The organism is Flavobacterium hibernum (assembly GCF_000832125.1).
GTDB lineage: Bacteria > Bacteroidota > Bacteroidia > Flavobacteriales > Flavobacteriaceae > Flavobacterium > Flavobacterium hibernum.
This window is the reverse complement of record NZ_JPRK01000006.1, coordinates 21,471-43,623: the sequence shown is the minus strand read 5'-3', so window position 1 is coordinate 43,623 and position 22,153 is coordinate 21,471. Positions and strand designations below refer to the sequence as shown.

Genomic DNA, 22,153 nt, shown 5'->3' with positions numbered 1-22,153 from the left:
AACTGATTTCTAAATTTTTTAACTTTAAAACAAGACTAATGCCTGAAGCGCAAGAAATTCTTTTAAAATACTGGAAACACGACAGTTTTAGACCGTTGCAAAAGGAGATTATTGACTCGATTTTGGACGGTCAGGATACTTTTGCCCTGCTTCCAACCGGAGGCGGAAAATCGATTTGTTTTCAGGTTCCATCCTTGATGAAGGAAGGAATTTGTTTAGTAGTTTCGCCCTTAATTGCTTTGATGAAAGATCAGGTGGCAAATTTACAAAAACGCAATATTAAAGCGATTGCTCTTACTGGCGGGATTCATACCGAGGAAATTATTGATCTTCTGGACAATTGCCAATACGGAAATTATAAGTTTTTATATCTTTCGCCGGAGCGCTTACAATCGGACTGGATTTTAGAACGCATTAAAAATCTTCCTATAAATTTAATTGCAATTGACGAAGCGCATTGTGTTTCGCAATGGGGACATGATTTTCGTCCAGCTTATTTAAAAATTTCAGAACTAAAAAAATACTTTCCAAAGATTCCGTTTTTAGCCTTGACTGCTACGGCAACTCCAAGAGTTATTGAAGATATAAAAACCGAATTAGGTTTAAAAAGCCCTGTACTTTTTCAGCAATCTTTTGAAAGAAAAAATATTGCATACATGGTTTTTGAAGTCGAAGATAAACTGTATCGTGTAGAACAAATTTTAAAGAAAAACCCGCAGCCCTCTATTATATATGTGCGAAACAGAAAATCGTGCTTGAATATGTCAACACAATTACAATCTTTAGGTTTTAACGCAACATATTATCACGGTGGACTTTCATCTAAAGAAAAAGACAAAAACATGCAATTGTGGATGTCTGAAAAAGCACAAGTTATAGTGGCCACAAATGCTTTTGGAATGGGAATTGACAAGGACAATGTAAAAACGGTTATTCATACCCAACTGCCAGAAAACCTCGAAAATTATTACCAAGAATCTGGAAGAGCGGGCCGAAATGGCGAAAAAGCTTATTCGGTTTTACTTTTTAATAACTCAGACGCAACTCAAACAGAACAACAATTTTTGAATGTTCTACCTGATAAGAAGTTTCTAAAAACAATGTATGTCAAACTTTGCAATTATTTTCAGATTGCATATGGCGAAGGCTTAGATGACTCGTTTTCGTTTAAACTGAATCATTTTTGTGGCAAATACGACTTCCCTACTTTAAAAACTTATAATGCTTTGCAATTTTTAAATCAGCAGGGAATCATTACGATGTCGCAGGAATTTTCAGAAAAGATTACATTACAGTTTTTAATTGAGTCTAAAGAAGTGATTCGATACATGAGTTTGAATCCAAATGACGAAGAAATTATTCTTGCGATTTTAAGAACTTATCCAGGTGTTTACGAAATGAAAACACCTTTTAATCTTTCGTTAATTGCAAAAAAATCACAACATACTGAAGAACAAGTTGTGGCAGTTTTAGAAAAATTAAAGGAAAAAGAAATAATCGAATACAAATCAAAAAATAATGATGCTACTATATTATTTAATGAAGTTCGCGAAGATGACTTAACCATAAACCGAGTTTCTAAATATCTAGAAAAACAAAACAAATTAAAAGAAGAGCAACTTTTGTCTGTTCTACATTATATAAAGGAAAACAAAACCTGTAAAAACAGATTGATTCTGGATTATTTTGGAGAAGAAACCAATAAGAATTGCGGTGTTTGTTCGTATTGCATTACTCAGAAAGGAAAAATCACCGAAGCTGATTTGATTGCCGATAAAATTTTACATTTATTAAAATCTGCCGCTTTGACTTCGAGAGAAATTCAGCTTCAAATAAAACTAGATGCTAATGATATTATTTTAGCTCTTCAGGAATTATTAGAAAACAATCATATTACTATACTTCCAAATAATAAATACACTTTAAAAACATAATGGAAAAATTGAGAATTATATTTATGGGAACTCCAGAATTTGCTGTAGGCATTTTGGACACCATTATTAAAAACGATTATGATGTTGTTGGCGTTATTACTGCTGCTGATAAACCGGCGGGGCGTGGACAAAAAATAAAATATTCAGCAGTTAAAGAATATGCATTAGCAAACAACCTTACTTTATTGCAGCCAACTAACTTAAAAGATGAGAGTTTTTTAGCCGAACTAAAATCTTTAAATGCCAATTTGCAAATTGTTGTTGCTTTTAGAATGTTACCAAAAGTAGTTTGGGAAATGCCTAGTTTAGGAACTTTTAATCTTCATGCTTCTTTATTACCAAATTATCGTGGTGCAGCGCCAATTAATTGGGCTATTATTAATGGAGAAACTAAAACAGGAGTAACGACTTTCTTTATTGACGACAAAATAGATACGGGAGCAATGATTTTAAATTCTGAAATTGCTATTGAACCGGAAGAAAACGCAGGACAATTACACGACAGATTAATGCTATTAGGAAGCGAAACCGTAATTGATACATTAAAAATTATCGAAAAAGGAAATGTGACCACTACAATTCAAGAAGATAATGTCGAAATTAAAACAGCCTACAAACTCAACAAAGAAAATTGCAAGATTGACTGGACAAAATCCGGAGCAGAAATCAATAATTTAATTCGAGGTTTAAGCCCATATCCAGCTTCGTGGTGTTTTCTAAAAGATAAAGATGAAGAATTAAGCATTAAAATATACGAAGCTAAATTGATTTCTGAAGCTCATTCTTATGAGGCAGGAAAATTGATTTTCAGCAAAAAAGAAATCAAAATTGCAGTACAAGATGGCTTTTTACAACTAATAAGTTTACAATTACCAGGAAAAAAGAGAATGCAAGTAACAGAATTACTTAATGGAATAACTTTTTCTGATAGCGCAAAAGTCTATTAACGTCAGTAAAACAGGGGTTTCTACTTGTTTTTGATCGATGAATAACCCGCTTTATGAACAAAAAAAGCAAGTTATTAACAATTTTTGCTAAAATTAAAGAAAACACTTGCAAGGAACGGATTTCCTACTAAATTTGTGTATTAACAATTTTTTTTAACCAACAATTAATAACTAATTATTATGAACAAATCAGAATTAATCGATGCTATCGCTGCTGATGCAGGAATCACAAAAGCTGCGGCAAAATTGGCTTTAGAATCATTTTTAGGAAACGTAGGAGCTACTTTGAAAAAAGGTGGAAGAGTTTCATTAGTAGGTTTTGGATCTTGGTCAGTATCTGCTAGAGCTGCTAGAGATGGTAGAAACCCACAAACAGGAAAAACTATTCAAATCGCAGCTAAAAATGTTGTAAAATTCAAAGCTGGAGCTGAATTAGAAGGTGCAGTGAACTAAGTAAGAAAGTTCTCTAAACTTATAATATAATCAAAACCCTTCTTATGAAGGGTTTTTTTATGCGCTTTAACGATTTTATTTGGGTTTTTTAAAATTTTATGATTAAATTTAATAAAAATTGTAGCCGTATGATTTCAGAAAAATTAAAAAAAGGACACCTGCTTATTGCTGAACCTTCTATAATTGGAGATTTATCTTTTAATAGATCGGTAATTTTATTAGCAGACCATAACAAAGAAGGATCAATTGGTTTTATCATTAATAAACCCTTAAAGTACACTATTAATGACCTAATACCCGAAATTGAAGCTACTTTCAAGATATACAACGGAGGTCCTGTTGAACAGGATAACTTATATTTTATTCACAATATTCCTGAATTAATCCCGAATAGTGTCGAGATTTCTAATGGAATTTATTGGGGAGGTGATTTTGAATCGACTAAAGACTTAATAAATGACGGATCAATTAATAAAAATAATATCCGTTTTTTCTTAGGCTATACAGGTTGGGACGAAAATCAACTCGAGAATGAAATGCAAGCAAACTCTTGGATTATTGCTGATAATAATTACAAAAATAAAATTATTGGAAAGTCAACTACCCATTTTTGGAAAGAACAAATTATTGAGCTTGGTGGCGATTATCTTATTTGGTCAAATGCACCTGAAAACCCATATCTGAATTAATTTTCGGATATGGATTCATTTAGCTTTTGTATTAATAATTGAGCCACATCATTTATAAATACTTTTTTTCGATATTTAGTTATCGGTTGTATCCCCATGATTACATTGGTCACAAATAATTCATCTGCTTTTTGAAGATCAAATGGCGAAATTATTTCTTCCGAAACTTCGATACCTTCTATTTTTTTAGCCAAAGCTAATATTTGCTTACGCATTATTCCGTTCAAACATCCCTCAGAAATTGGCGGTGTAATAAGTTTTTTACCCACAACCATAAATAAATTTCCTTGCAATGCTTCAACAACATTTTTAGTATCATTTACTAAAATACAATTTGCTAAGCCATTTTCGTGAGCAAAAATACTTCCAGTAACATTAATCATCTTATTAGTCGTTTTAATAGACGATAATAATTGTTTGGTTACGTAGAAATCTTTATACAAATCAACTTCATATTCAGCAGAATTTAAAGCGTATGCTGTACTGTCAAGTGGTGTTGCGTGAATTAAATATGAAACATCGTTGGTTTTTGGCAAATACAAACCACCATCGTTTCTAAATACAGTAATTCGGGCTCTGGCTGAGGCTGAAATATTTTTTTTCTGAAGCAAACTTAAAACTTGCTCTTCAAAATATTCCATTGTAAAGTTCATTGGAATTTCCATACGAACCACACGCATTGAAGCCATCAGTCTAAAATAATGATCTTCAAGAAATAAAATTTTATTATTGACTATTTTTAATGTTTCAAAAACACCATCTCCATACAAAAAAGCGCGATTTTGAGTTAATGCACTATCATCCTGCGCAACTATATTTCCGTTAAAATTGATCATAAAAAAACCCTGAATTTTGTTCAGGGCAAATATAAGGTATAAAATAGACTTTTACTAAACAGAACCTATAAGATGTTTCAGGTCTGAGATCTGATTCTCCCACAATTGTTTAGCTTCTCCTACTTCTTCTTTTTCAGCAAAATCGACAACCATTAAAGACACATCTTTAGTCAATTCATCAACTAAGATATGTAATTCAAAAAAATACTCTGTATCCTTACTGCTTTCGTCAACCCATTTAAATTTAACTTTTTCACCAGTTTTTTTAGAAGCCAAACGCGCTTTTTCCTGCGAGTCATTCCAAATGAAAGTAAAAAATTCGCCTCTTGAATTTACATTGTCTGCAAACCATTCTGACAAACCTGACGGTGTTGATATATATTGATACAATAATTGCGGCGAAGAATTGATCGGAAACTCGATTTCGTAACGTATTTTTGGATCCATGTGCTACTTTTAATTTTTTTGGAAATATAAGAATATATGTCCAAAAACAATGCATTTTTAAAAATATTTTTTTTTCTTCATTTTATTCTTGCAACAATTAATATTATTTCTATCTTTGCACCCGCAATGAGGAACACGGTTCACTTGCAATCTTGGCGAGGTAGCTCAGTTGGTTAGAGCGCAGGATTCATAACCCTGAGGTCACGGGTTCAACTCCCGTCCTCGCTACAAAAAATAAACCCCTAATCATCAATTGATTAGGGGTTTTTTATTTAAAAATAATCCCTAACTTAGTGATAAATTCAAATATGGGATCAACAAAAACAGCAAACTATCACTCTAAATAGAAACATATGGATATTGTCAAATTTAAAATCACATCAAAAACTATAAAAGTAGAAGTACGCAATTCAAACAACTACGTTTTTAATTTTAATACTGCTTTAGAGATTGAAAAGGAAGACAAAGACGTTTTGTTGAGACTTTACAATGCATTAGATCTTCTTTTCAAAAAAGAAAATGCTGTGGAGAACAAAAACTATATCGCACCCAACCAAACCAACATTCTTGACCAAATTTCTGCGGTTGATAATTTAGAAGAAGAAAAATAACACCTAAACGAGTTGAAGTAAAAAAATCAAAAGATGATCATTTTTTAAAAAATTGAAATCAGGTATACATCTTTTGTTTTGGTTATAAATATGAAAACATTCAAAAAAGCGGATTAGTAAAAACTAATCCGCTTTTTTTATAATCTCAAGCTCCTTTGTTTTAAATCAAAAACATCAAGCATTCTGCTATTACTAAACGCCTACTTGATTTATAAAAAAAGCTTAATTAAACATTCTTAAAACTTTTATTGCGCGTATCAAAAAAATTACAATTAGTAATTTCGTATTTTAATTTCTCTTATTTTTACATGTATAATACTTTACATCACAGGAAATTAACAAACACCAGAATTCTTATATTTTTCTAGTAATTATAATTTAAAATACGTTGTAAAAGTAATGAACGACAAAAAACAAATCTTCCAGACTAATACCCAAAAACGCTGGAAAACTTTTCAATGGTCTACCAGACTATTTATATTCGCTATTATACTTTTAATCCCAATTTTTATTATCACTTTAAAAAAAGGATTAAAACCTTCATTGCCTCTTTTGGGAAACAATGCAAAACAGGAAAAAAACATTTCTAATCCTATAACTCCAGTTGAGCTAAGCGCTAAAGAATTAAAAAAATACAAAGGGTTTGATTATTTTTTGAGAGCAAAGCGAAATTTAAAAAAGATAAATACTAAACCTGCCGAGCTAAATACAGATCAAGTTAGAGCTGTTTTTTATGTTGACTGGGATCCTCAGAGTTTATTTTCGCTACAAAGAAATGTCCATAAAATTAATATGGTTATTCCTGAATGGTTTTTTATTGATCCAAAAACCGATTTATTGCGCACAGAAATTGACACTGCCGCTTTAAAAGTAATGAAAAAAAGTCGTGTAAAAATTGTTCCTTTAATCAATAACATCAACCAATCTATTGGAAAAGAGGGTGACTTTGATGGCGATTTAATTCACAGAATTCTTCATGATAAAACCAAAAGAGAAAGACTGATTAGCGACATCATTAAAAATCTAAAGAAATACGACCTGCAAGGAATCAATATAGATTTTGAAGAATTTAAAGAAATCAGCGACGAGCCTATAATTGCATTTCAAAAAGAACTTTACGGAAAACTACATTCTCTCGGCTACATCGTTTCTCAGGATATTATGCCGAACGATGATGATTTTAATATTAAAAAATTATCTGAATATAACGACTATATGTTTCTCATGGCTTATGACGAACATTATAGTGGTAGTACACCCGGAGATATTAGTAGTCAAAAATGGATTGAGAGAACGCTCGATCAAACTGCAAAAGAAATTCCATCAAGTAAAATTATACTTTGTTTCGCCGGTTATGGATACGATTGGCAAAAAGGCAGCCAGGCTACAACAATAACATACAACGAAGCAATATCTTTGGCAAAACAATATGGCGCTACAATAAAGTTCAATAATGACAGCTATAACAATTCTTTCTCTTATTTAGACGGCAACAAAAAAGCACATTCTGTTTATTTTACTGATGCTGCAACTAATTTCAATATTATTAGATTTGCCGATGAGTATGGAGTTGCAGGAACTGCTTTATGGCGATTGGGCAGCGAAGACCAACGATTATGGACTTTTTACAATCGAAGTTTAACAAATGAAAGTCTTAAGAAAAAACCTTTTGATTTTGACCTTCTTAAACATGTTACGACTAGATTTGAAACTCCGGATTATATTGGCGATGGCGAAATTTTAGATGTCCTTACTGATCCTCAACCCGGAAAAATAAACCTCGAGATTAATCCTGTTGAATCTATTATTACAGAACAAAATTATGAACAACTACCCACCAAATACGTAATTAGTAAGTTTGGAAATGTTCACAATCAAGTTGTTCTTACTTTTGACGATGGTCCTGATCCTACTTATACTCCACAAATATTAGATATTTTAAAAAAAGAAAAAGTTCCGGCAGTTTTTTTCGTAGTTGGCTTGCAAGGTGAAAGCAATATTCCTTTATTACAAAGGATTTACAATGAGGGACACGAAATTGGCAATCACACTTTTACTCATCCTAATATTGCATTGGTAAGTACTGAACGTGCTACGTCTGAAATGGAAGCTACCAGATTATTAATTGAAGCTGTTACAGGAAGAAGTACTGTTCTTTTTAGAGCTCCTTACAATGCCGATGCGGAACCAACGACTGAAGCAGAATTAGAGCCTGTAGCTCTCAGTAAAATTCACAATTATTATACGGTTGGAGAAAGTATTGATCCAAATGATTGGGAAATTGGCGTTAGCGCAGACAGCATTTATTCGAGAACAATAAAACAATATGAAGCTGATCCTGATAAAGGAATTATTTTACTTCATGATGCCGGGGGAAACAGACAGGCAACTGTAGAGGCCTTACCAAGAATTATTAAGTATTTTAAGGATAAAGGAATTCAATTTACAACTGTATCTCATTTACTAGGTAAAACTAAGAATGAAATTATGCCAAAAGCAAAAGGTAATTTCTTATCTATCGATAACTTCATTTTTGATTTAGGATATTGGTTTGGTAATTTTATAACGGCTACTTTTTGGGTCGCAATCATTTTAGGATTTGTACGCATTTTACTTATGGCCGGAATGGCATTTGCAAAAAAGTGGAAAGATCATAAATACCCGCCTGTTTATAATCCAATTGTTGGTTCTCATCCAAAAGTAAGCATTATTGTGCCAGCTTATAATGAAGAAATAAATGTTGTAAAAACTATTGAAAATTTATTGCTGCAAGATTACCCGGATTTTGATATTGTTTTTGTCGATGATGGCTCAAAAGACAATACTTTTAAAATGGTACAAGATGCATTTGAAAATAACAAAACTGTAAAAATTCATACGAAACCTAACGGCGGAAAAGCATCTGCACTGAATCGCGGAATTGAACTTACCGAAAACGAATATGTTATTTGTATTGATGCCGACACTCAACTTAAGACTAATGCTGTTTCGGAATTAATGAAAAGATTCCGAATACAATTAAAAAACAAGCAGGAAGTTGGTGCCGTAGCAGGAAATGTAAAGGTAGGAAATGAGAATACGATGCTTACTATATGGCAGAGTATCGAATATACTACTGCGCAAAACTTTGACCGAAGAGCTTTTGATTTAATTAATGGCATTACAGTTGTTCCGGGCGCGATTGGCGGTTTTAGAAAAGAAGCCATAGAAAAAGCGGGCGGTTTTACGACTGATACTTTGGCAGAAGATTGCGACTTAACAATTCGAATATTACGAAACAACTATCATATTGTAAATTGTATCGAGGCTGTTGCTATAACTGAAGCTCCGGAAAGTTTGAAGGAGTTTATGAAACAACGTTTTAGATGGAGTTATGGTATTATGCAGGCTTTTTGGAAAAACAGAGACGCTTGTTTCAACCCAAAGTACAAAGGTTTAGGAATGGTTTCGTTACCTAACGTTTTGATTTTTCAAATAGTACTTCCTATTTTTGCTCCATTGGCAGACTTAGTATTGATTTTGAGTTTAATTTGGAATCATAACGATATTCATAGCTTACATAAAATTGGTATTTATTATATTGTTTTTATGTTGGTTGACATGTTGGTTAGTGTAGTTGCTTTTATATTTGAGAAAGAAAAACTCACTAAATTAATCTGGTTGATTCCGCAACGCTTTGTTTATCGCCAGTTAATGTATGTCATATTATTTAAAGCTTTACGAAGAGCCATTAAAGGCGAAAGCCAACAATGGGGTGTATTAACCCGCACCGGAAACGTTGGATCTGTAAAATAGAATTCACCAAAACTACTAATACAAAACTGTGTAAAATCAATATTTTTTTTACACAGTTTTCTTTTTTTACAATCATTGAAATTTAATTTACAACAACCAAAAACACGTTGTAAAGCCCCATGTTTATTACGAAAATAACGTGTCAAAAAAATTAAACGTTTTTTTTCTATAAATAAAACTAAGAGTTTATCTACCTTTGCACCCGCAATGGTTTAGCTACAACTTTTCAAGTGTAGTTAACGAAGAGGGAATCAGGTGCAAATCCTGAACAAGCCCGTTACTGTAAAATTCCATGCAACATTTTGGCAGATTTAAAGCTTTTAAGTTTTCTAAATCTAATCTTTTGCCACTGCATTTTTAATGTGGGAAGGCCGATCAAAATGGGAATAAGTCAGGAGACCTGCCACTGCAATTAACTTCAAGCTTTCGTGGACCAGAGCTCTGAACAAACACACATATCAAACTAACATTTGATTTTAATTTTTCCGTTAATAACTATTTAGTTAAATAGAGTATTTTGCTATGCATTCATGTATTTATAGGCGTTTTCGCCTGCTACATGGTGGATTATGCTTGCTTCTATGGGTTTCATCATTGAATCCTATTTACGCACAAGATCATCCATCAAAAGAAAATAAAGGGCCCGATTCTTTAAAAACACATGCCTTAAAAGAGGTTATTTTAACAACGAGCAAACGTGAGTTCAAGTTAGAATCGCCAATGCCTGTCCAGATTTTATCTGGAAAACAATTGGAAAAACTCAATAGTTTATCGGTTGCAGATGCGGTTCGTTATTTTTCGGGTGTTCAACTAAAAGATTATGGAGGAATTGGCGGCCTTAAAACCATAAATGTACGAAGTCTTGGAAGTGCACACACGGCAGTTTTTTATGACGGAATGAGCGTAGGTAATGCTCAAAATGGTCAGGTTGATTTAGGAAAATACTCTCTAGATAATATTGAGACGATTGAACTTTACAACGGACAAAAGTCTACTATTTTTCAGCCTGCACGAGGTTTTTTCTCTTCGAACACTCTTTTCTTAAAAACAAAAATCCCTGAATTTTCAGGAAGCAAAAAAGCAAATATAAAAGCTGCTATTAAAGCAGGATCGTTTGGACTTTTTAATCCTTCTGTTTTATATCAGCAAAAACTATCTTCATCGATCTCTTTAACAGCAAGTACTGAATGGCTAACCGCCGATGGAAAATACAAATACAGATATCAGAAAAAAGACGGTTACGACACTACAGCAGTTCGCCAAAATGGAGACATTACAGCTTTAAGAAGCGAACTGAATCTTTACGCAAAATTAAAAAGTGGTGAAGCTTCTCTTAAAGCATACTATTACGACTCTGAACGTGGACTTCCGGGTGCAATTTTAGCCAATAGATATAATTATTATCAGCGTCAATGGGATAGAAACTTTTTTGTTCACGGCTCCTTTCAAAACTCTTTTTCTAAAAAATATGAATTGCTCGCCAATGTAAAATTCAGCAGAGATTACAGCCGTTACATCGATCCTGATTACAAAACTACCGAAGGCGCATTAGACAACAAATATTATCAAAACGAATTTTACGCATCTGTAGTTAATCAGTATACGATTAAAGAATGGTGGAAAATATCTCTCGCTACTGATTTTTCTATAAATACGCTCGATGCAAATTTATACCGTTTCCCCTACCCAACCCGATATTCTTATTTAGGCGCTTTGTCTACAGAAATGCACTGGAAACGACTTGACATTCAAGCCAATTTACTCGGCGCTTATGTTGACGAACAAGTCAAATATTATCAGCAAGGCGATAGTCAACACGTTTTTTGCCCTGTACTATCTTCCTCATTTCAGCCATTTGATACTAAAAATTTCAGAATTCGGGCGTTTTATAAAGAGTCTTTTAGAATGCCAACTTTCAATGATCTCTATTATACTTTTATTGGCAACAGTTCATTACGCCCAGAATTTACGACTCAATATGACTTTGGAACCACTTATATTATTGAGCCTAAAAAGTTTTTACAATCAGCTTCTTTTCAAGCAGATGTTTACTACAATCGTGTTAAAGACAAAATTGTAGCCATGCCATCGTCTAACCTTTTTAGATGGACGATGATGAATCTTGGTCTTGTAGATATAAAAGGTTTAGAGCTCAACACAAACTTCGTTTTTAAACTTCCGGAGCAAATATTTCTTGACTTAGGATTGAGTTATACCTATCAAAAAGCAATAGATGTTACTCCCAAAGGCACAACATACGGCGATCAAATACCTTATACTCCAGAAAACAGTGGTACAGTTACCTCATCTATCAACTGGAAAAACTGGCAAATGAATTACAGTTTTATTTATACAGGAGAACGATACAGCCAAAAAGCCAATATCCCTGTAAACTATGTAAAACCTTGGTACACCAGCGACATGGCGGTAATTTGGGATGGAAAATTTTTAAAACAATCTATAAAAATTGGAGCCGAAGTCAACAATCTTTTCAATCAATATTATGATGTTGTACTAAATTTTCCAATGCCCGGAAGAAACTACCGTATTAACCTATCTATAAAACTTTAAAAAAATTAATAATTAAATATTCGATCATGAAAACAAATTTCAAATTTTGGCTAATACTGGCTTTTGCGGCAATTGGACTTCAGGGATGTCAAGAAGAAGATCCTATTATTCCAGAAGAAGTAGAGGTTTTACCTCCCGAAGTTGTAACTACTGTACAAGGATTTTATTTACTTAATGAGGGTAATATGAATATGAACAAAGCTTCATTGGATTATTATGATTATGAAACTGGAAATTACAGACGAAATGTTTACGGTCAGGCCAATCCTGAAGCTACTTTGGGCTTGGGAGATGTTGGTAATGACATTGGAATTTACGGAACAAAAATATATGCGGTTATCAATAATTCGAATAAAATTGAAGTTATGGATGCCGTTACAACTAAACGCCTAAAGGTTATTGATGTAAAAAATTGTCGTTATATAACTTTTACGAACGGAAAAGCTTATGCAAGCGCCTACGATGGCGAAGTACAATTGGGCGATAATTCTCCTAACGGATTTGTTGCCGAAATTGATACCACTTCTCTTCAAATTACGAGAACTGTAAAAGTGGGACGTCAACCTGAAGAAATGGCTGTAGTTGGAAATAAGTTATATGTTGCCAATTCTGGCGGATATAGTCCACCAAACTATGAGCGCACTGTTTCGGTTATTGATCTAAAAACGTTCACCAAAACTAAAGATATTGATGTTGCCATAAACTTACACCGAATAGAAGCGGATAGCGACGGAGATCTATATGTAAGTTCACGCGGAGATTATTATGATGTTCGATCAAAACTTTTTGTAATTGATACTAAAACAGACAACATCAAAAAGACCTTCGATATTGCTTGTTCGAATCTTACTATTGTGGGAGACAAAGCTTACATAATAGGATCTGAATTTAGCTACAGCACTTTTGACTGGATCATTAATTATTCTATGATTGATGTTAAAACCGAAACTTTACTTTCTGAAAGTTTCCTGCCAAAAGCAGTTCGCGACGAAATAAAAACGCCATACGGTTTAGCAGTCGATCCAATTTCGCTAAATGTATTCATAACAGATGCCGGAGATTATGTATCTCCCGGAAAATTGTATTGTGTGGATAAAAACGGGAATACCAAATTCACTGTTATTACAGGAGATATCCCTGCACATTTTGCCTTTAAACTAAAGAAAACAATCAAAAACTAATAACCAATAATTTTTTAAAACATGAAGAAAATTCTACTTGCATTATCTGTTGTCCTGCTTTTGTCAGGCTGTTATAAAGATGATATTAATGATCTGAGAAATGATGTCAACGACTTAAAAAGCCGAATGGCACAATACGAAAACCTACTTGACGTACTTAACAAACGTCTTTATGTAGTAGGTTACGAAACAAAAGATGGCAGTTATGTAATTACGATGAGCGACGGAACTAAATTATCCGTTCGTAATACTTCGTCATTTATCAAAATAGGTGCAAATGGCAATTGGTGGATTGATGGTGTTGATACCGGAAGTTCTGCAAAAGGTGCTACAGGTGAAAAAGGCGAAGCTCCAAAAATCACTATTGGTACAAGTGGAAACTGGACGATTAATGGTGTTGACAGCGGAATATCAGCATCTGGTCAAAAAGGAAAAGATGCTGCCGAAATTACGGCTGTAGCTATAGCTAATGGTATTATGACTTTTACATTTGCAGATGGCCGTACAATAAGTATCGTTGCCAGCGCTCCGGAAATCACGATTGCTACTCCAACAGGAGGTTTTGCGATTGATAAAATGCAATGGTTTAGAGTACAACCTCAACTGGCAAATGCTGCTGGTGCAACTTACAAGTGGTTAGTGAACAATGAAGAAGTTTCGACTACCACAGATTTATTTAGTGTTTTTGCAACTGCCGGAACGTACACTATTGAATTTAGAGCAAAAAATGGTGTTGGCGAAAATTCTAAAACTTTTGCTTTAACTGTAAACGAAAAAACATATTTAAACAGAATCACACAGGTATTTGACTTTTTTCCTGCTCCGGGACAATTTACAAATTCATTACCTGCTGCAACTGCCGCAGATACAGATGAGACTATGCGTGTAAAAGCAGAAACAGCTTTAACAACAGGAAGCATGGTAAGTCTTGGAGGTTTTGGAGGATATGTTCAATTTGGTTTTGACCATACTATTATCAACAAAGAAGGTAATGATTTTGTTGTACTTGGTAATGCTTTTACAGACTGGGCTGAACCTGGAATTGTAATGGTTTCTTACGATGCCAACGGTAACGAAAAAGCTGATGACGAATGGTTTGAAATTGCTGGTTCTGAACACGGAAAAGCAACGACTATCAAAAACTATGAATTGACTTATTACAAACCGGAAGCTGAACCTACAAATCCGAACGAACCAAATTACATTCGCTGGACAGATAATCAAGGACAAAGTGGGTATATTTCTAAAAACACATACCACAAACAAACTTACTACCCAATGTGGAAAGGAACTAATACTATTACTTTTAAAGGAACTTTCTTAAAATCGAATATTTACGACAAATCTGGAGGAAAAGGAACGAATTGGGCAAATCCTGCTTACGATTGGGGCTACACTGACAACTGGGCAAATGCTGATGTAAGAGGGCAAATTGACATTAGTTGGGCCGTTAATTCTAAAGGAGAATCTGTAAAATTAAAAGGAATTAATTTTATTAAAATTTACAATTCTAACAGAGCCGAAGGCGGATGGTTAGGAGAAGTTTCTACAGAAGTATCAGGATTTAAAGATCTAAATCTTTAATTATTAAATCTTAAATCTATTAGATTTTTAGTCTAAAAAACTTAGGGAATTATAAATTCAAAACTAGCGGATTAGCCAAAACTAATCCGCTTTTTTATGCTTTTTAATTAAATCACAAATTAAATTCGGGTATTTCTACTTAGTAATATAACAGCCATAAAAACGACTTTTGTGTTAAAATGAGAAAAACCGTAAATTATTCTCATTAAACAAATATAATTTAGCTAAAACAAAAAGCTAAAACCTTAAAAAACAATACATTCAATACTATAATTAAAGAGCAATATGGAAAATCTTTGGTGTTGGAGATGTAAAATGAAAGTTCCGATGTTGAATACTGAAGAACATTTAATTGCATCTAAACTTTATCGTGCTGGTTTTGAAAAAGGAAAATGCAGCATGACCAGAATCGAACGTTTTAAAGAGTTGCTAAATTATTATGAAGAGATAACTGGTTTTAAAGAAACGGAACCCAATGCCATTATGCATCACCGCATAGATTTATATGGTCCGCCATGCGAAAATTGTTCTAAACCTTATAGAACTTCCAAAGCTTCTTTTTGTGCTGCTTGTGGACATAAAAGAGAGATCGAAATTAAAAATGATAATCAAACTCTCCAAAAACCACAACAAAAGTGGTGGCAACGATTATTCTCTTAATATCGAAACAACTTAACTTTTATATTAAATTATTAGAGCTATTTTACGCTAAATATTCATTAGAATTTCTTCAATGTCAAAAATGCGTTAAAAAATGATCTGAATAGCTGTTTTTCGGCAATAAAAAATACTTTTGTGAAAACGAAAACAAAGTGATCTTTTTATCACTCATCAGTAACCGGAAAACATAATGTTATGGATTACGAAAAATTCATCTTCTGCCTCGAAGGCGTTCCTGACGTAGATAATAATGTGATTACTCAAGTGGTTAAAAATCTTGAGGAAATAGCTATTGATAATGGTATTGCGAGTATTTACAAAACTTGTGATACGATCGAAGGACTAGAAGAAAGCTTGAATGTATTGCTTTATGAAGATCATAATTTTAAAGATTATGAAATTATTTATTTAGTAATGCCGGGCGAACCCAACAACATTTGTCTTCACGATTACTATTATAGTCTTGAAGAAATAGCTGAACTTTTTGAAGGTAAAATGAAAGGTAAAATTATTCATTTTGCCAACTTAAAGGTTTTAGATTTAAACGACGAGGAAGCTCAATATTTTCTGGATATTACCGGGGCAAGAGCTATTTCCGGCTATGGATCGACTTATAATAAAATTGCAAGTTGCAGTACAATCGATAAAGCATTTTTTAGTTTGTATCAGGAAAATGATGACATTACAGAAGTGGTCGAAGAATTATACCAAAAACATTATGCTTTGTGTAAATTGCTCGATTTTAGATTGTATTATTAAGGTATGAAAAGCAAAACGGCTGAAAAGATAAAAACGTACGGTGCGAAAGGATTTCGAGAAAAATTCCTTGGTTTAGAAAATCCGATACATTTGCTTTTTAAATCAAATTCAGATCATTTTTTTTGTTTAAAAATGGAAGAAATGATGCAGCTACGTTACACCGTTCCTCCGTCAAAACACAGTTGTCATACTATTCTTTTTGTAACTTCGGGAATACATGTTATAAAAATTGGTTTCGAAGAATATCAGACTAATGCCAATGAAATGATTGTGGTTCCGGCAGGACAAATTTTCTCTATAGAAAATATCAACACGAAACATGTTGGTTTTATCTGTCAGTTTCACCCCGATGTTTTAATTGGTAAATATGGCAATAGCGAAATGTTGCGTGATTTTGATTTTCTAAAAATTGGTGGAAATCCAAAAATTATTGTTTCAAATGAAAATTCTTCTTTTGCTACCAATCTTTTTAATCGTTTGCAAGCCGCATATCTTGAAACAGGAATCAATAATTTTGACCTCGTTCAATCGTATTTAATGGCTTTGTTTTGCGAAATGAACAAAAATGCTACTAAAACATCTAAAAATAGTAGTGCCGCTTCTGTTATTGCAACAAAATTTAAAGAGCTTATTTATACCCATATAAAAACACACCATCAGGTAAATTATTACGCTTCATTACTTAATATAACGCCTAATCATTTAAACAAATCTGTAAAATCTGCAACTGGTAAAACTGCTGCCAAATGGATTGAGGAAACCATTTTACTTGAAGCTAAATATTTACTCTTTCAAACTACTCTTTCTGTTAGCGAAATTGCAATGCAGGTGGGTCATGAAGATCAATCATACTTTAGTCGTTTCTTTAAAAAACACGAAGGCATCACTCCTATTCAATACCGAAAATTGATTGATAAGTCCTAATTGTTGCTTATAAAATCCTATCAAATCAAGAAACATTTATTGAAATTTGCCTCATAAAAAAAGCAAATTATGATTTATGTTTATAAAACTTCTATTGACACAAAATCGAAATTAGAATTCGCAAATACATTCCTTAACGAATTGTTACCGAATGCTTATTGGAATTTTGATCTGGAAGATTGCGATAATATTTTAAGAATTGACAGCGAAGCAGAAATAAACGAAATAGCATTAAAAAATGATGTTTTCGAGTGTATCGAATTAGAATAAAACGCTTTTATTATACCCTACTTTAAACCTCAACTCAATACTAATGGAAGCTGCATTGCACCAAAATAAAACATTTGACACTATAGATTATTCTGATCAAAAATTATCAGATAACGAATTCATAAATTGTGAGTTTATAAATTGTAACTTCTCTAAAAGCGATTTTAGCTATATTGATTTTTTAGATTGTACGTTTAAAAACTGTAATCTTTCACTTTCTATTCTTAAAAACACAGGATTAAAGAATATTAAATTCATTGGATGCAAATTAATGGGATTGGATTTTAGTTCTAGTAATAGCTTTTTATTTTCGATGTCGTTTCAGGATTGTCTTCTTGATTATTCGACTTTTATTTATAAAAAATTAAAGAAAACGAACTTTATTGATTGCTCTCTAAAAGATGTCGATTTCTCGAATACTGATTTATCTCTGACCATTTTTAAAAACTGCGATCTTGCTAATGCCACTTTTCAGGATTGTATTTTAGAAAAAACTGATTTTAGAACTTCTCGAAATTACACTTTCGATCCTTCTGAAAATAAAATTAAAAGAACCAAAGTAGCACATTCTGCACTTGCAGGATTACTTGAAAAATTTGATTTGGATATAGAATGATTTTTTCAATAAAAAAGGGATGTAAAACTACATCCCTTTCCTATTATTATTTTTTGAACTAAAATTGTTATATAATTTAAAAGCAAAAAAAACAACTACTGCTTAGTCAAAAATATTGACTTTATAGGTAATACCTGTTCTGCCACTTTTTGTCCCGGGCACTTTTTTACATCCATCAAATCTCGATCAGGCATAAGAAATAATTTCATTTGCGGATTAACCGATTTTTTTGGTAATGATATAAAAATCGTACCACTTTGCCCACATTCAGGGTTTTTACCCATATAATTAGAAGTGTAATAACTTGCAGTTTTATTAAAATAATCTCCTTTTATTACATAAGGACTTGTATCGGGCAGGCTCCTAGTATCCTCTATAATCGTCCCGTCACTTTTAGTTATTAGAAAACGGATTAACAATTCATCTTGAGAAACACCTCTTGAAAGATTATTTTTATATTTACTTACCACAAAAGTATAGCTTTTAGCATCCACACTACCAATCCATGTACCTACATACTTGTCGAGTAAATTGTTAACATCTTTAAGATATATTCCATCAGGAACACCATTACCAGCATCTCTATATTCTATTGCTTTTTCCACAGGTACAATTTGTTGTCCTTTACAAGAAAATACTATCATTAATAAACACGTTACTTTTATTATATTTTTCATATATGTTTTTTTTTAGCAATCTGTTTCTACTACTTTTTTGTTTGTTCCTAATGTTTTCTTAGTTGTGGTTCCATTTTTATTTATTTTGTATAATTCAATACCACTGACATTTCCATTTTCTTCTAAAAATTTTAAAAATCCAATTTCTAAGCTTTCATTTTTAAAATATGTTTTATAAACTTCGTCTAATTTTTTCCAATTAAAAGATTCTATATTATCTGGATTTCCATTAAAACGCAATTCATAAACTCCAGAACTCGATACCATAGCACCATATACATTTGCAATAGGAACATTATTGGTTTTAGCATTCTTTACAAGTCCCAAAAATATTCCCACATCTGCAGGTGAAAACATCTTTATTGGTTTCCTAATTTGAATATTGCCATCTGGATCAACTTCGTTAGATTCATATTCATCAACATGCGTATGCATAAAACCAATCATATCATCGGTAATATCGATATTTAAAGCATCGGTACCTGACATATTTAGAGCTGTAAATGGTCCATTCTTACTTTGAGAATATCCAGTTTCTCCTTTCTCTCCCGTTTTTTTGCTCAATTCCTCTTTCTTACTATTAAATAAGGCATTGTTTATTTGCTCTTTTATTTTATCACATGGATTTACATCTGCAACAGGAGGGTTTGTACCATTAGAACCTCCTCCTCCTGTAATACCTCCTACCGTATCCCAAGACATACCTTGACCTCCAGCATTACTATAGATCATATCGTATTGAACGGCATCTGCCCGTTTTGGTCTCCCGGGAATAACAACTTCATTTAGCTCACCTCCTAATTTAGCAGTTGGGGATGCTTTTTTATCCGTCTTTACAAACTGGGTAATCATAATTCCATCCTTTGCTCTGTAACCATTAATAAAATTCCCATCTAATGAATAAATAAAAATTTGTCCAGAAAAACCACTACTATCAAATTTATCATCGGGGTACATACTAAAAACAACACTTTTTATTTCATTCTTTTCATTTATTAATAAAACTCTATCATTTTGAAACTTATTATTTGTCTTAAATGGTATTACTGTCAACAACTGATCACTACCATTTAATTTTTCTTGAGTAATTTTATCTAGATCTAGATTTTCATTTATATTAGACATTTTAGATGAAGTACTATTCTTAGATCGTGCCAAAAACTTTTTTGCCTCATCGATACTTACTGTTTGAATATCATCATTCAATTGTTTTGTCCCCAAATCATCAACCTGGCAATTGGTTAATACTAACATAAAACCAAAAAGAGCAACTTTCTTTAAAGCCTTAAATTTCTGTAATTTCTTATTCATAATATTATAATTCACCTTTTCTATTTCGCTGAATGCAGGCAGAAAAGGATTTATTAATCCCATAAATTAAAAAACAACAACTATTGGCCAATAGTTCCAACACTACTAATATATAACTTTTTTACTACAAAAAACATCATTACTGTTTTTATTTAGTTAAAAAAAGTAATAATTATCTTCTTTTTTTATCAAAAACCTACTTCTTAAATATACCTACCAAAAATTAAAGCACAAAAAAAGGGATGCAAATAAACTGCATCCCTTTCTCAACTAAAAACTTAAATAATTTATTTTATCCAACGTGGATCTCCTACTTTATTGTCTTTTAAAGTTTGGTTACCTATTGTAAAATCTCCAGTCGCAGCACTTGTGAATTGTGGATTCAACGCAGTACCAGATGCATCTGGTCTGTTATTTGCAAGCGGAAGAGGATTTGCATTTAAATTTGGTGAATTGAAATAATTATTATTTGAAAATGTAGGGTTTGGAGTTACCGCTTCTCTTGTATATGGTGCCGGTGTATTGGCAAACAATGTATTACGAACAACTATTACAGTAGTTACAAAACGTGTATACAAAATTGAATTGGCACTTGTTGCAAGCATATTTGGATTCAATATAGTACAACTATCAATTAACACATTTGAAGTTAAACCTGTAAGTCCCGCATCCATACGGATAAAATGTCTTGCTGCTGCAGTTGAAGATGTACAATTGTTAAAAGTACTGTTCTTAAGTGTAAGCTGTGCTACTTGAGAACCTCTTACGTCAATAAACTCTCCTCCAACTGTCAATATATTTGTAAGAACAGTATTGTCAACAGTTATTGAAGTAATTTTAGCAGCAGTTAAGTTTGCACTAATTAATGAAACTCCATAATCATGTATATTACAACCGCTTATTGATAATGTACCATAGCTAACACTATTATCATTGTATTTAACAACTGAAACTGCAGCTCCGGCAGCTCCTTTATCTCCTTTTAGATCTAAATCTATCAAACTCACATTACCCGATCCGGTACCTAATACAAAATTCACATGAAGTTTTGGCGTATTAGCAGGACGTAGCCCTCTTAATGTAATTGATTTGTTCAAAGTAATTGCTCCAATTTGATTATCAGCAGTATAGTCTCCAGGTTCTAAAACTAGTATAGCTCCTGATGCTGCATCTGCAATTTTTTGCATTAAATCATCTGTTGCCTTAACCAAAATACCGGTACCAATATCAATTCCTGTTGTAAAATTCACCACTCCTCTTTTCTTAGCACCATTTAACAAAGTAGCCGTATAAGCCGTTTCACTTGTAAGACCTGTTATCGTTGCAACACCTGCAGTTTTTTCTGCCGCAGTAATAGTACGAATTATATTTCCTGGCATAACCGAAATTTGAGTAACTGTGCTATTTGGTGCCCATCTTAGCGTAACTTGTTTTGAATCAATATCTGCTGGTTGTACAGGGAAGAAAAGTTGCTCAGAAAGTGTTGTTGCCGTTACTACAGACCATTTTGAATCTGCTAATCCGTTTGTCACTGCTTTAACTCTTATAGAGTAAGTAGTTTCACCCTCAAGCTGAACTGTTAACGGCAATTGAGATCCTGTAACTTGAAGTGTTTTGTAGATTACTTTAAAGTCTGGATCATCTGCACTAAATTCTACTGTATAATGATCTGCCGCTGCATTCACTGTCCAGTTAAGTTCAACAAATGTTTGAGTTCTTATTTTTGCTGTAAGAGCGATAGGAGAAAATTCTCTTGAATTTCCTATACCGTCTAACAATCCTTCATTATAACTTTCGCAGCTCGAAATGGCAGAAGTAAGTACCAATGTGGCTATTAATCCTTTTAGTATATGTTTTATTTTCATCATAATAACTTTATTAATTTTTT

General features: G+C 32.8%; 19 protein-coding genes, 1 tRNA gene and 1 riboswitch. Of the genes, 15 read left to right on the top strand and 5 right to left on the bottom strand.

Annotated features, from left to right (window positions below):
• Window positions 1-38: 38 nt before the first annotated feature.
• The 4 genes from IW18_RS06810 to IW18_RS06795 all read left to right on the top strand — a co-directional run bounded on the left by IW18_RS06810 (window position 39) and on the right by IW18_RS06795 (window position 4,023).
• Window positions 39-1,934: a RecQ family ATP-dependent DNA helicase gene (locus IW18_RS06810; protein WP_041516843.1), complete on the top strand. Its 1,896-nt coding sequence runs from the start codon at window positions 39-41 to the stop codon at window positions 1,932-1,934.
• The gene (gene fmt, locus IW18_RS06805) at window positions 1,934-2,881 is read left to right on the top strand and encodes a methionyl-tRNA formyltransferase (protein ID WP_041516842.1); all 948 of its coding nucleotides are present in this window, start codon (window positions 1,934-1,936) and stop codon (window positions 2,879-2,881) included. Before IW18_RS06810 ends, fmt begins: the two co-directional genes overlap by 1 nt.
• A gap of 180 nt (window positions 2,882-3,061) precedes the next feature.
• Window positions 3,062-3,334 (top strand): HU family DNA-binding protein, encoded by a 273-nt coding sequence (locus IW18_RS06800; protein ID WP_017498096.1) that lies wholly within the window; start codon window positions 3,062-3,064, stop codon window positions 3,332-3,334.
• Between the two features lie 128 nt (window positions 3,335-3,462).
• Window positions 3,463-4,023 carry a YqgE/AlgH family protein gene (locus IW18_RS06795; protein WP_041516841.1) on the top strand — a complete coding sequence of 187 codons (561 nt, stop codon included), beginning with the start codon at window positions 3,463-3,465 and terminating at the stop codon, window positions 4,021-4,023.
• Here IW18_RS06795 and IW18_RS06790 read toward each other — a convergent pair.
• Window positions 4,020-4,859, bottom strand: coding sequence for an aminotransferase class IV (locus IW18_RS06790; RefSeq protein WP_041516840.1), 840 nt, complete (start codon window positions 4,857-4,859; stop codon window positions 4,020-4,022). The genes IW18_RS06795 and IW18_RS06790 overlap by 4 nt on opposite strands.
• Window positions 4,860-4,913: 54 nt before the next feature.
• The gene (locus tag IW18_RS06785) at window positions 4,914-5,306 is read right to left on the bottom strand and encodes an START-like domain-containing protein (protein ID WP_026984135.1); all 393 of its coding nucleotides are present in this window, start codon (window positions 5,304-5,306) and stop codon (window positions 4,914-4,916) included.
• A gap of 154 nt (window positions 5,307-5,460) precedes the next feature.
• Here IW18_RS06785 and IW18_RS06780 point away from each other — a divergent pair.
• The 11 genes from IW18_RS06780 to IW18_RS06730 all read left to right on the top strand — a co-directional run bounded on the left by IW18_RS06780 (window position 5,461) and on the right by IW18_RS06730 (window position 18,277).
• Window positions 5,461-5,534: transfer RNA gene (locus IW18_RS06780), tRNA-Met, on the top strand.
• Window positions 5,535-5,659: 125 nt separating this feature from the next.
• Window positions 5,660-5,917 carry a hypothetical protein gene (locus IW18_RS06775; RefSeq protein WP_041516839.1) on the top strand — a complete coding sequence of 86 codons (258 nt, stop codon included), beginning with the start codon at window positions 5,660-5,662 and terminating at the stop codon, window positions 5,915-5,917.
• A gap of 399 nt (window positions 5,918-6,316) precedes the next feature.
• A complete protein-coding gene (locus IW18_RS06770) occupies window positions 6,317-9,712 on the top strand; it encodes a polysaccharide deacetylase family protein (RefSeq protein WP_041516838.1) in 3,396 nt (1,131 codons plus the stop codon).
• Between the two features lie 191 nt (window positions 9,713-9,903).
• Window positions 9,904-10,134, top strand: a riboswitch (cobalamin riboswitch).
• A gap of 100 nt (window positions 10,135-10,234) precedes the next feature.
• Window positions 10,235-12,283, top strand: coding sequence for a TonB-dependent receptor plug domain-containing protein (locus IW18_RS06765; protein ID WP_052480108.1), 2,049 nt, complete (start codon window positions 10,235-10,237; stop codon window positions 12,281-12,283).
• 26 nt (window positions 12,284-12,309) lie between these two features.
• Complete coding sequence (locus IW18_RS06760; RefSeq protein WP_041516836.1) at window positions 12,310-13,464, top strand: YncE family protein; 1,155 nt, start codon at window positions 12,310-12,312, stop codon at window positions 13,462-13,464.
• A gap of 21 nt (window positions 13,465-13,485) precedes the next feature.
• Window positions 13,486-15,048 carry a PKD-like domain-containing protein gene (locus IW18_RS22650; protein ID WP_052480107.1) on the top strand — a complete coding sequence of 521 codons (1,563 nt, stop codon included), beginning with the start codon at window positions 13,486-13,488 and terminating at the stop codon, window positions 15,046-15,048.
• 285 nt (window positions 15,049-15,333) lie between these two features.
• Window positions 15,334-15,708: a hypothetical protein gene (locus tag IW18_RS06750; protein ID WP_052480106.1), complete on the top strand. Its 375-nt coding sequence runs from the start codon at window positions 15,334-15,336 to the stop codon at window positions 15,706-15,708.
• Window positions 15,709-15,903: 195 nt separating this feature from the next.
• A complete protein-coding gene (locus IW18_RS06745; protein ID WP_041516835.1) occupies window positions 15,904-16,467 on the top strand; it encodes a DUF6642 family protein in 564 nt (187 codons plus the stop codon).
• Window positions 16,468-16,470: 3 nt separating this feature from the next.
• On the top strand, window positions 16,471-17,391 hold the full coding sequence (locus tag IW18_RS06740) for a helix-turn-helix domain-containing protein (RefSeq protein WP_041516834.1): 921 nt from the start codon (window positions 16,471-16,473) through the stop codon (window positions 17,389-17,391).
• A 69-nt stretch (window positions 17,392-17,460) separates the two neighbouring features.
• Window positions 17,461-17,661 carry a hypothetical protein gene (locus IW18_RS06735; protein WP_041516833.1) on the top strand — a complete coding sequence of 67 codons (201 nt, stop codon included), beginning with the start codon at window positions 17,461-17,463 and terminating at the stop codon, window positions 17,659-17,661.
• A 43-nt stretch (window positions 17,662-17,704) separates the two neighbouring features.
• Window positions 17,705-18,277, top strand: a complete 573-nt coding sequence (locus tag IW18_RS06730; protein ID WP_041516832.1) for a pentapeptide repeat-containing protein — start codon at window positions 17,705-17,707, stop codon at window positions 18,275-18,277.
• Between the two features lie 95 nt (window positions 18,278-18,372).
• Here IW18_RS06730 and IW18_RS22645 read toward each other — a convergent pair whose 3' ends face one another.
• From IW18_RS22645 to IW18_RS06715, 3 genes are all read right to left on the bottom strand, one after another.
• On the bottom strand, window positions 18,373-18,954 hold the full coding sequence (locus IW18_RS22645) for a DUF6705 family protein (RefSeq protein ID WP_052480105.1): 582 nt from the start codon (window positions 18,952-18,954) through the stop codon (window positions 18,373-18,375).
• A 12-nt stretch (window positions 18,955-18,966) separates the two neighbouring features.
• Window positions 18,967-20,328: a hypothetical protein gene (locus IW18_RS22640; RefSeq protein WP_052480104.1), complete on the bottom strand. Its 1,362-nt coding sequence runs from the start codon at window positions 20,326-20,328 to the stop codon at window positions 18,967-18,969.
• 224 nt (window positions 20,329-20,552) lie between these two features.
• Window positions 20,553-22,133 (bottom strand): DUF4957 domain-containing protein, encoded by a 1,581-nt coding sequence (locus IW18_RS06715; RefSeq protein ID WP_041516831.1) that lies wholly within the window; start codon window positions 22,131-22,133, stop codon window positions 20,553-20,555.
• Window positions 22,134-22,153: the final 20 nt, after the last annotated feature.

Bases quoted from the DNA above. Each gene is read 5' to 3' on its own strand.
- IW18_RS06810 (WP_041516843.1), top strand. From the start codon at position 39: ATGCCTGAAGCGCAAGAAATTCTTTTAAAATACTGGAAACACGACAGT.
- fmt (WP_041516842.1), top strand. From the start codon at position 1,934: ATGGAAAAATTGAGAATTATATTTATGGGAACTCCAGAATTTGCTGTA.
- IW18_RS06800 (WP_017498096.1), top strand. From the start codon at position 3,062: ATGAACAAATCAGAATTAATCGATGCTATCGCTGCTGATGCAGGAATC.
- IW18_RS06795 (WP_041516841.1), top strand. From the start codon at position 3,463: ATGATTTCAGAAAAATTAAAAAAAGGACACCTGCTTATTGCTGAACCT.
- IW18_RS06790 (WP_041516840.1), bottom strand. From the start codon at position 4,859: ATGATCAATTTTAACGGAAATATAGTTGCGCAGGATGATAGTGCATTA.
- IW18_RS06785 (WP_026984135.1), bottom strand. From the start codon at position 5,306: ATGGATCCAAAAATACGTTACGAAATCGAGTTTCCGATCAATTCTTCG.
- IW18_RS06775 (WP_041516839.1), top strand. From the start codon at position 5,660: ATGGATATTGTCAAATTTAAAATCACATCAAAAACTATAAAAGTAGAA.
- IW18_RS06770 (WP_041516838.1), top strand. From the start codon at position 6,317: ATGAACGACAAAAAACAAATCTTCCAGACTAATACCCAAAAACGCTGG.
- IW18_RS06765 (WP_052480108.1), top strand. From the start codon at position 10,235: ATGCATTCATGTATTTATAGGCGTTTTCGCCTGCTACATGGTGGATTA.
- IW18_RS06760 (WP_041516836.1), top strand. From the start codon at position 12,310: ATGAAAACAAATTTCAAATTTTGGCTAATACTGGCTTTTGCGGCAATT.
- IW18_RS22650 (WP_052480107.1), top strand. From the start codon at position 13,486: ATGAAGAAAATTCTACTTGCATTATCTGTTGTCCTGCTTTTGTCAGGC.
- IW18_RS06750 (WP_052480106.1), top strand. From the start codon at position 15,334: ATGGAAAATCTTTGGTGTTGGAGATGTAAAATGAAAGTTCCGATGTTG.
- IW18_RS06745 (WP_041516835.1), top strand. From the start codon at position 15,904: ATGGATTACGAAAAATTCATCTTCTGCCTCGAAGGCGTTCCTGACGTA.
- IW18_RS06740 (WP_041516834.1), top strand. From the start codon at position 16,471: ATGAAAAGCAAAACGGCTGAAAAGATAAAAACGTACGGTGCGAAAGGA.
- IW18_RS06735 (WP_041516833.1), top strand. From the start codon at position 17,461: ATGATTTATGTTTATAAAACTTCTATTGACACAAAATCGAAATTAGAA.
- IW18_RS06730 (WP_041516832.1), top strand. From the start codon at position 17,705: ATGGAAGCTGCATTGCACCAAAATAAAACATTTGACACTATAGATTAT.
- IW18_RS22645 (WP_052480105.1), bottom strand. From the start codon at position 18,954: ATGAAAAATATAATAAAAGTAACGTGTTTATTAATGATAGTATTTTCT.
- IW18_RS22640 (WP_052480104.1), bottom strand. From the start codon at position 20,328: ATGGGATTAATAAATCCTTTTCTGCCTGCATTCAGCGAAATAGAAAAG.
- IW18_RS06715 (WP_041516831.1), bottom strand. From the start codon at position 22,133: ATGATGAAAATAAAACATATACTAAAAGGATTAATAGCCACATTGGTA.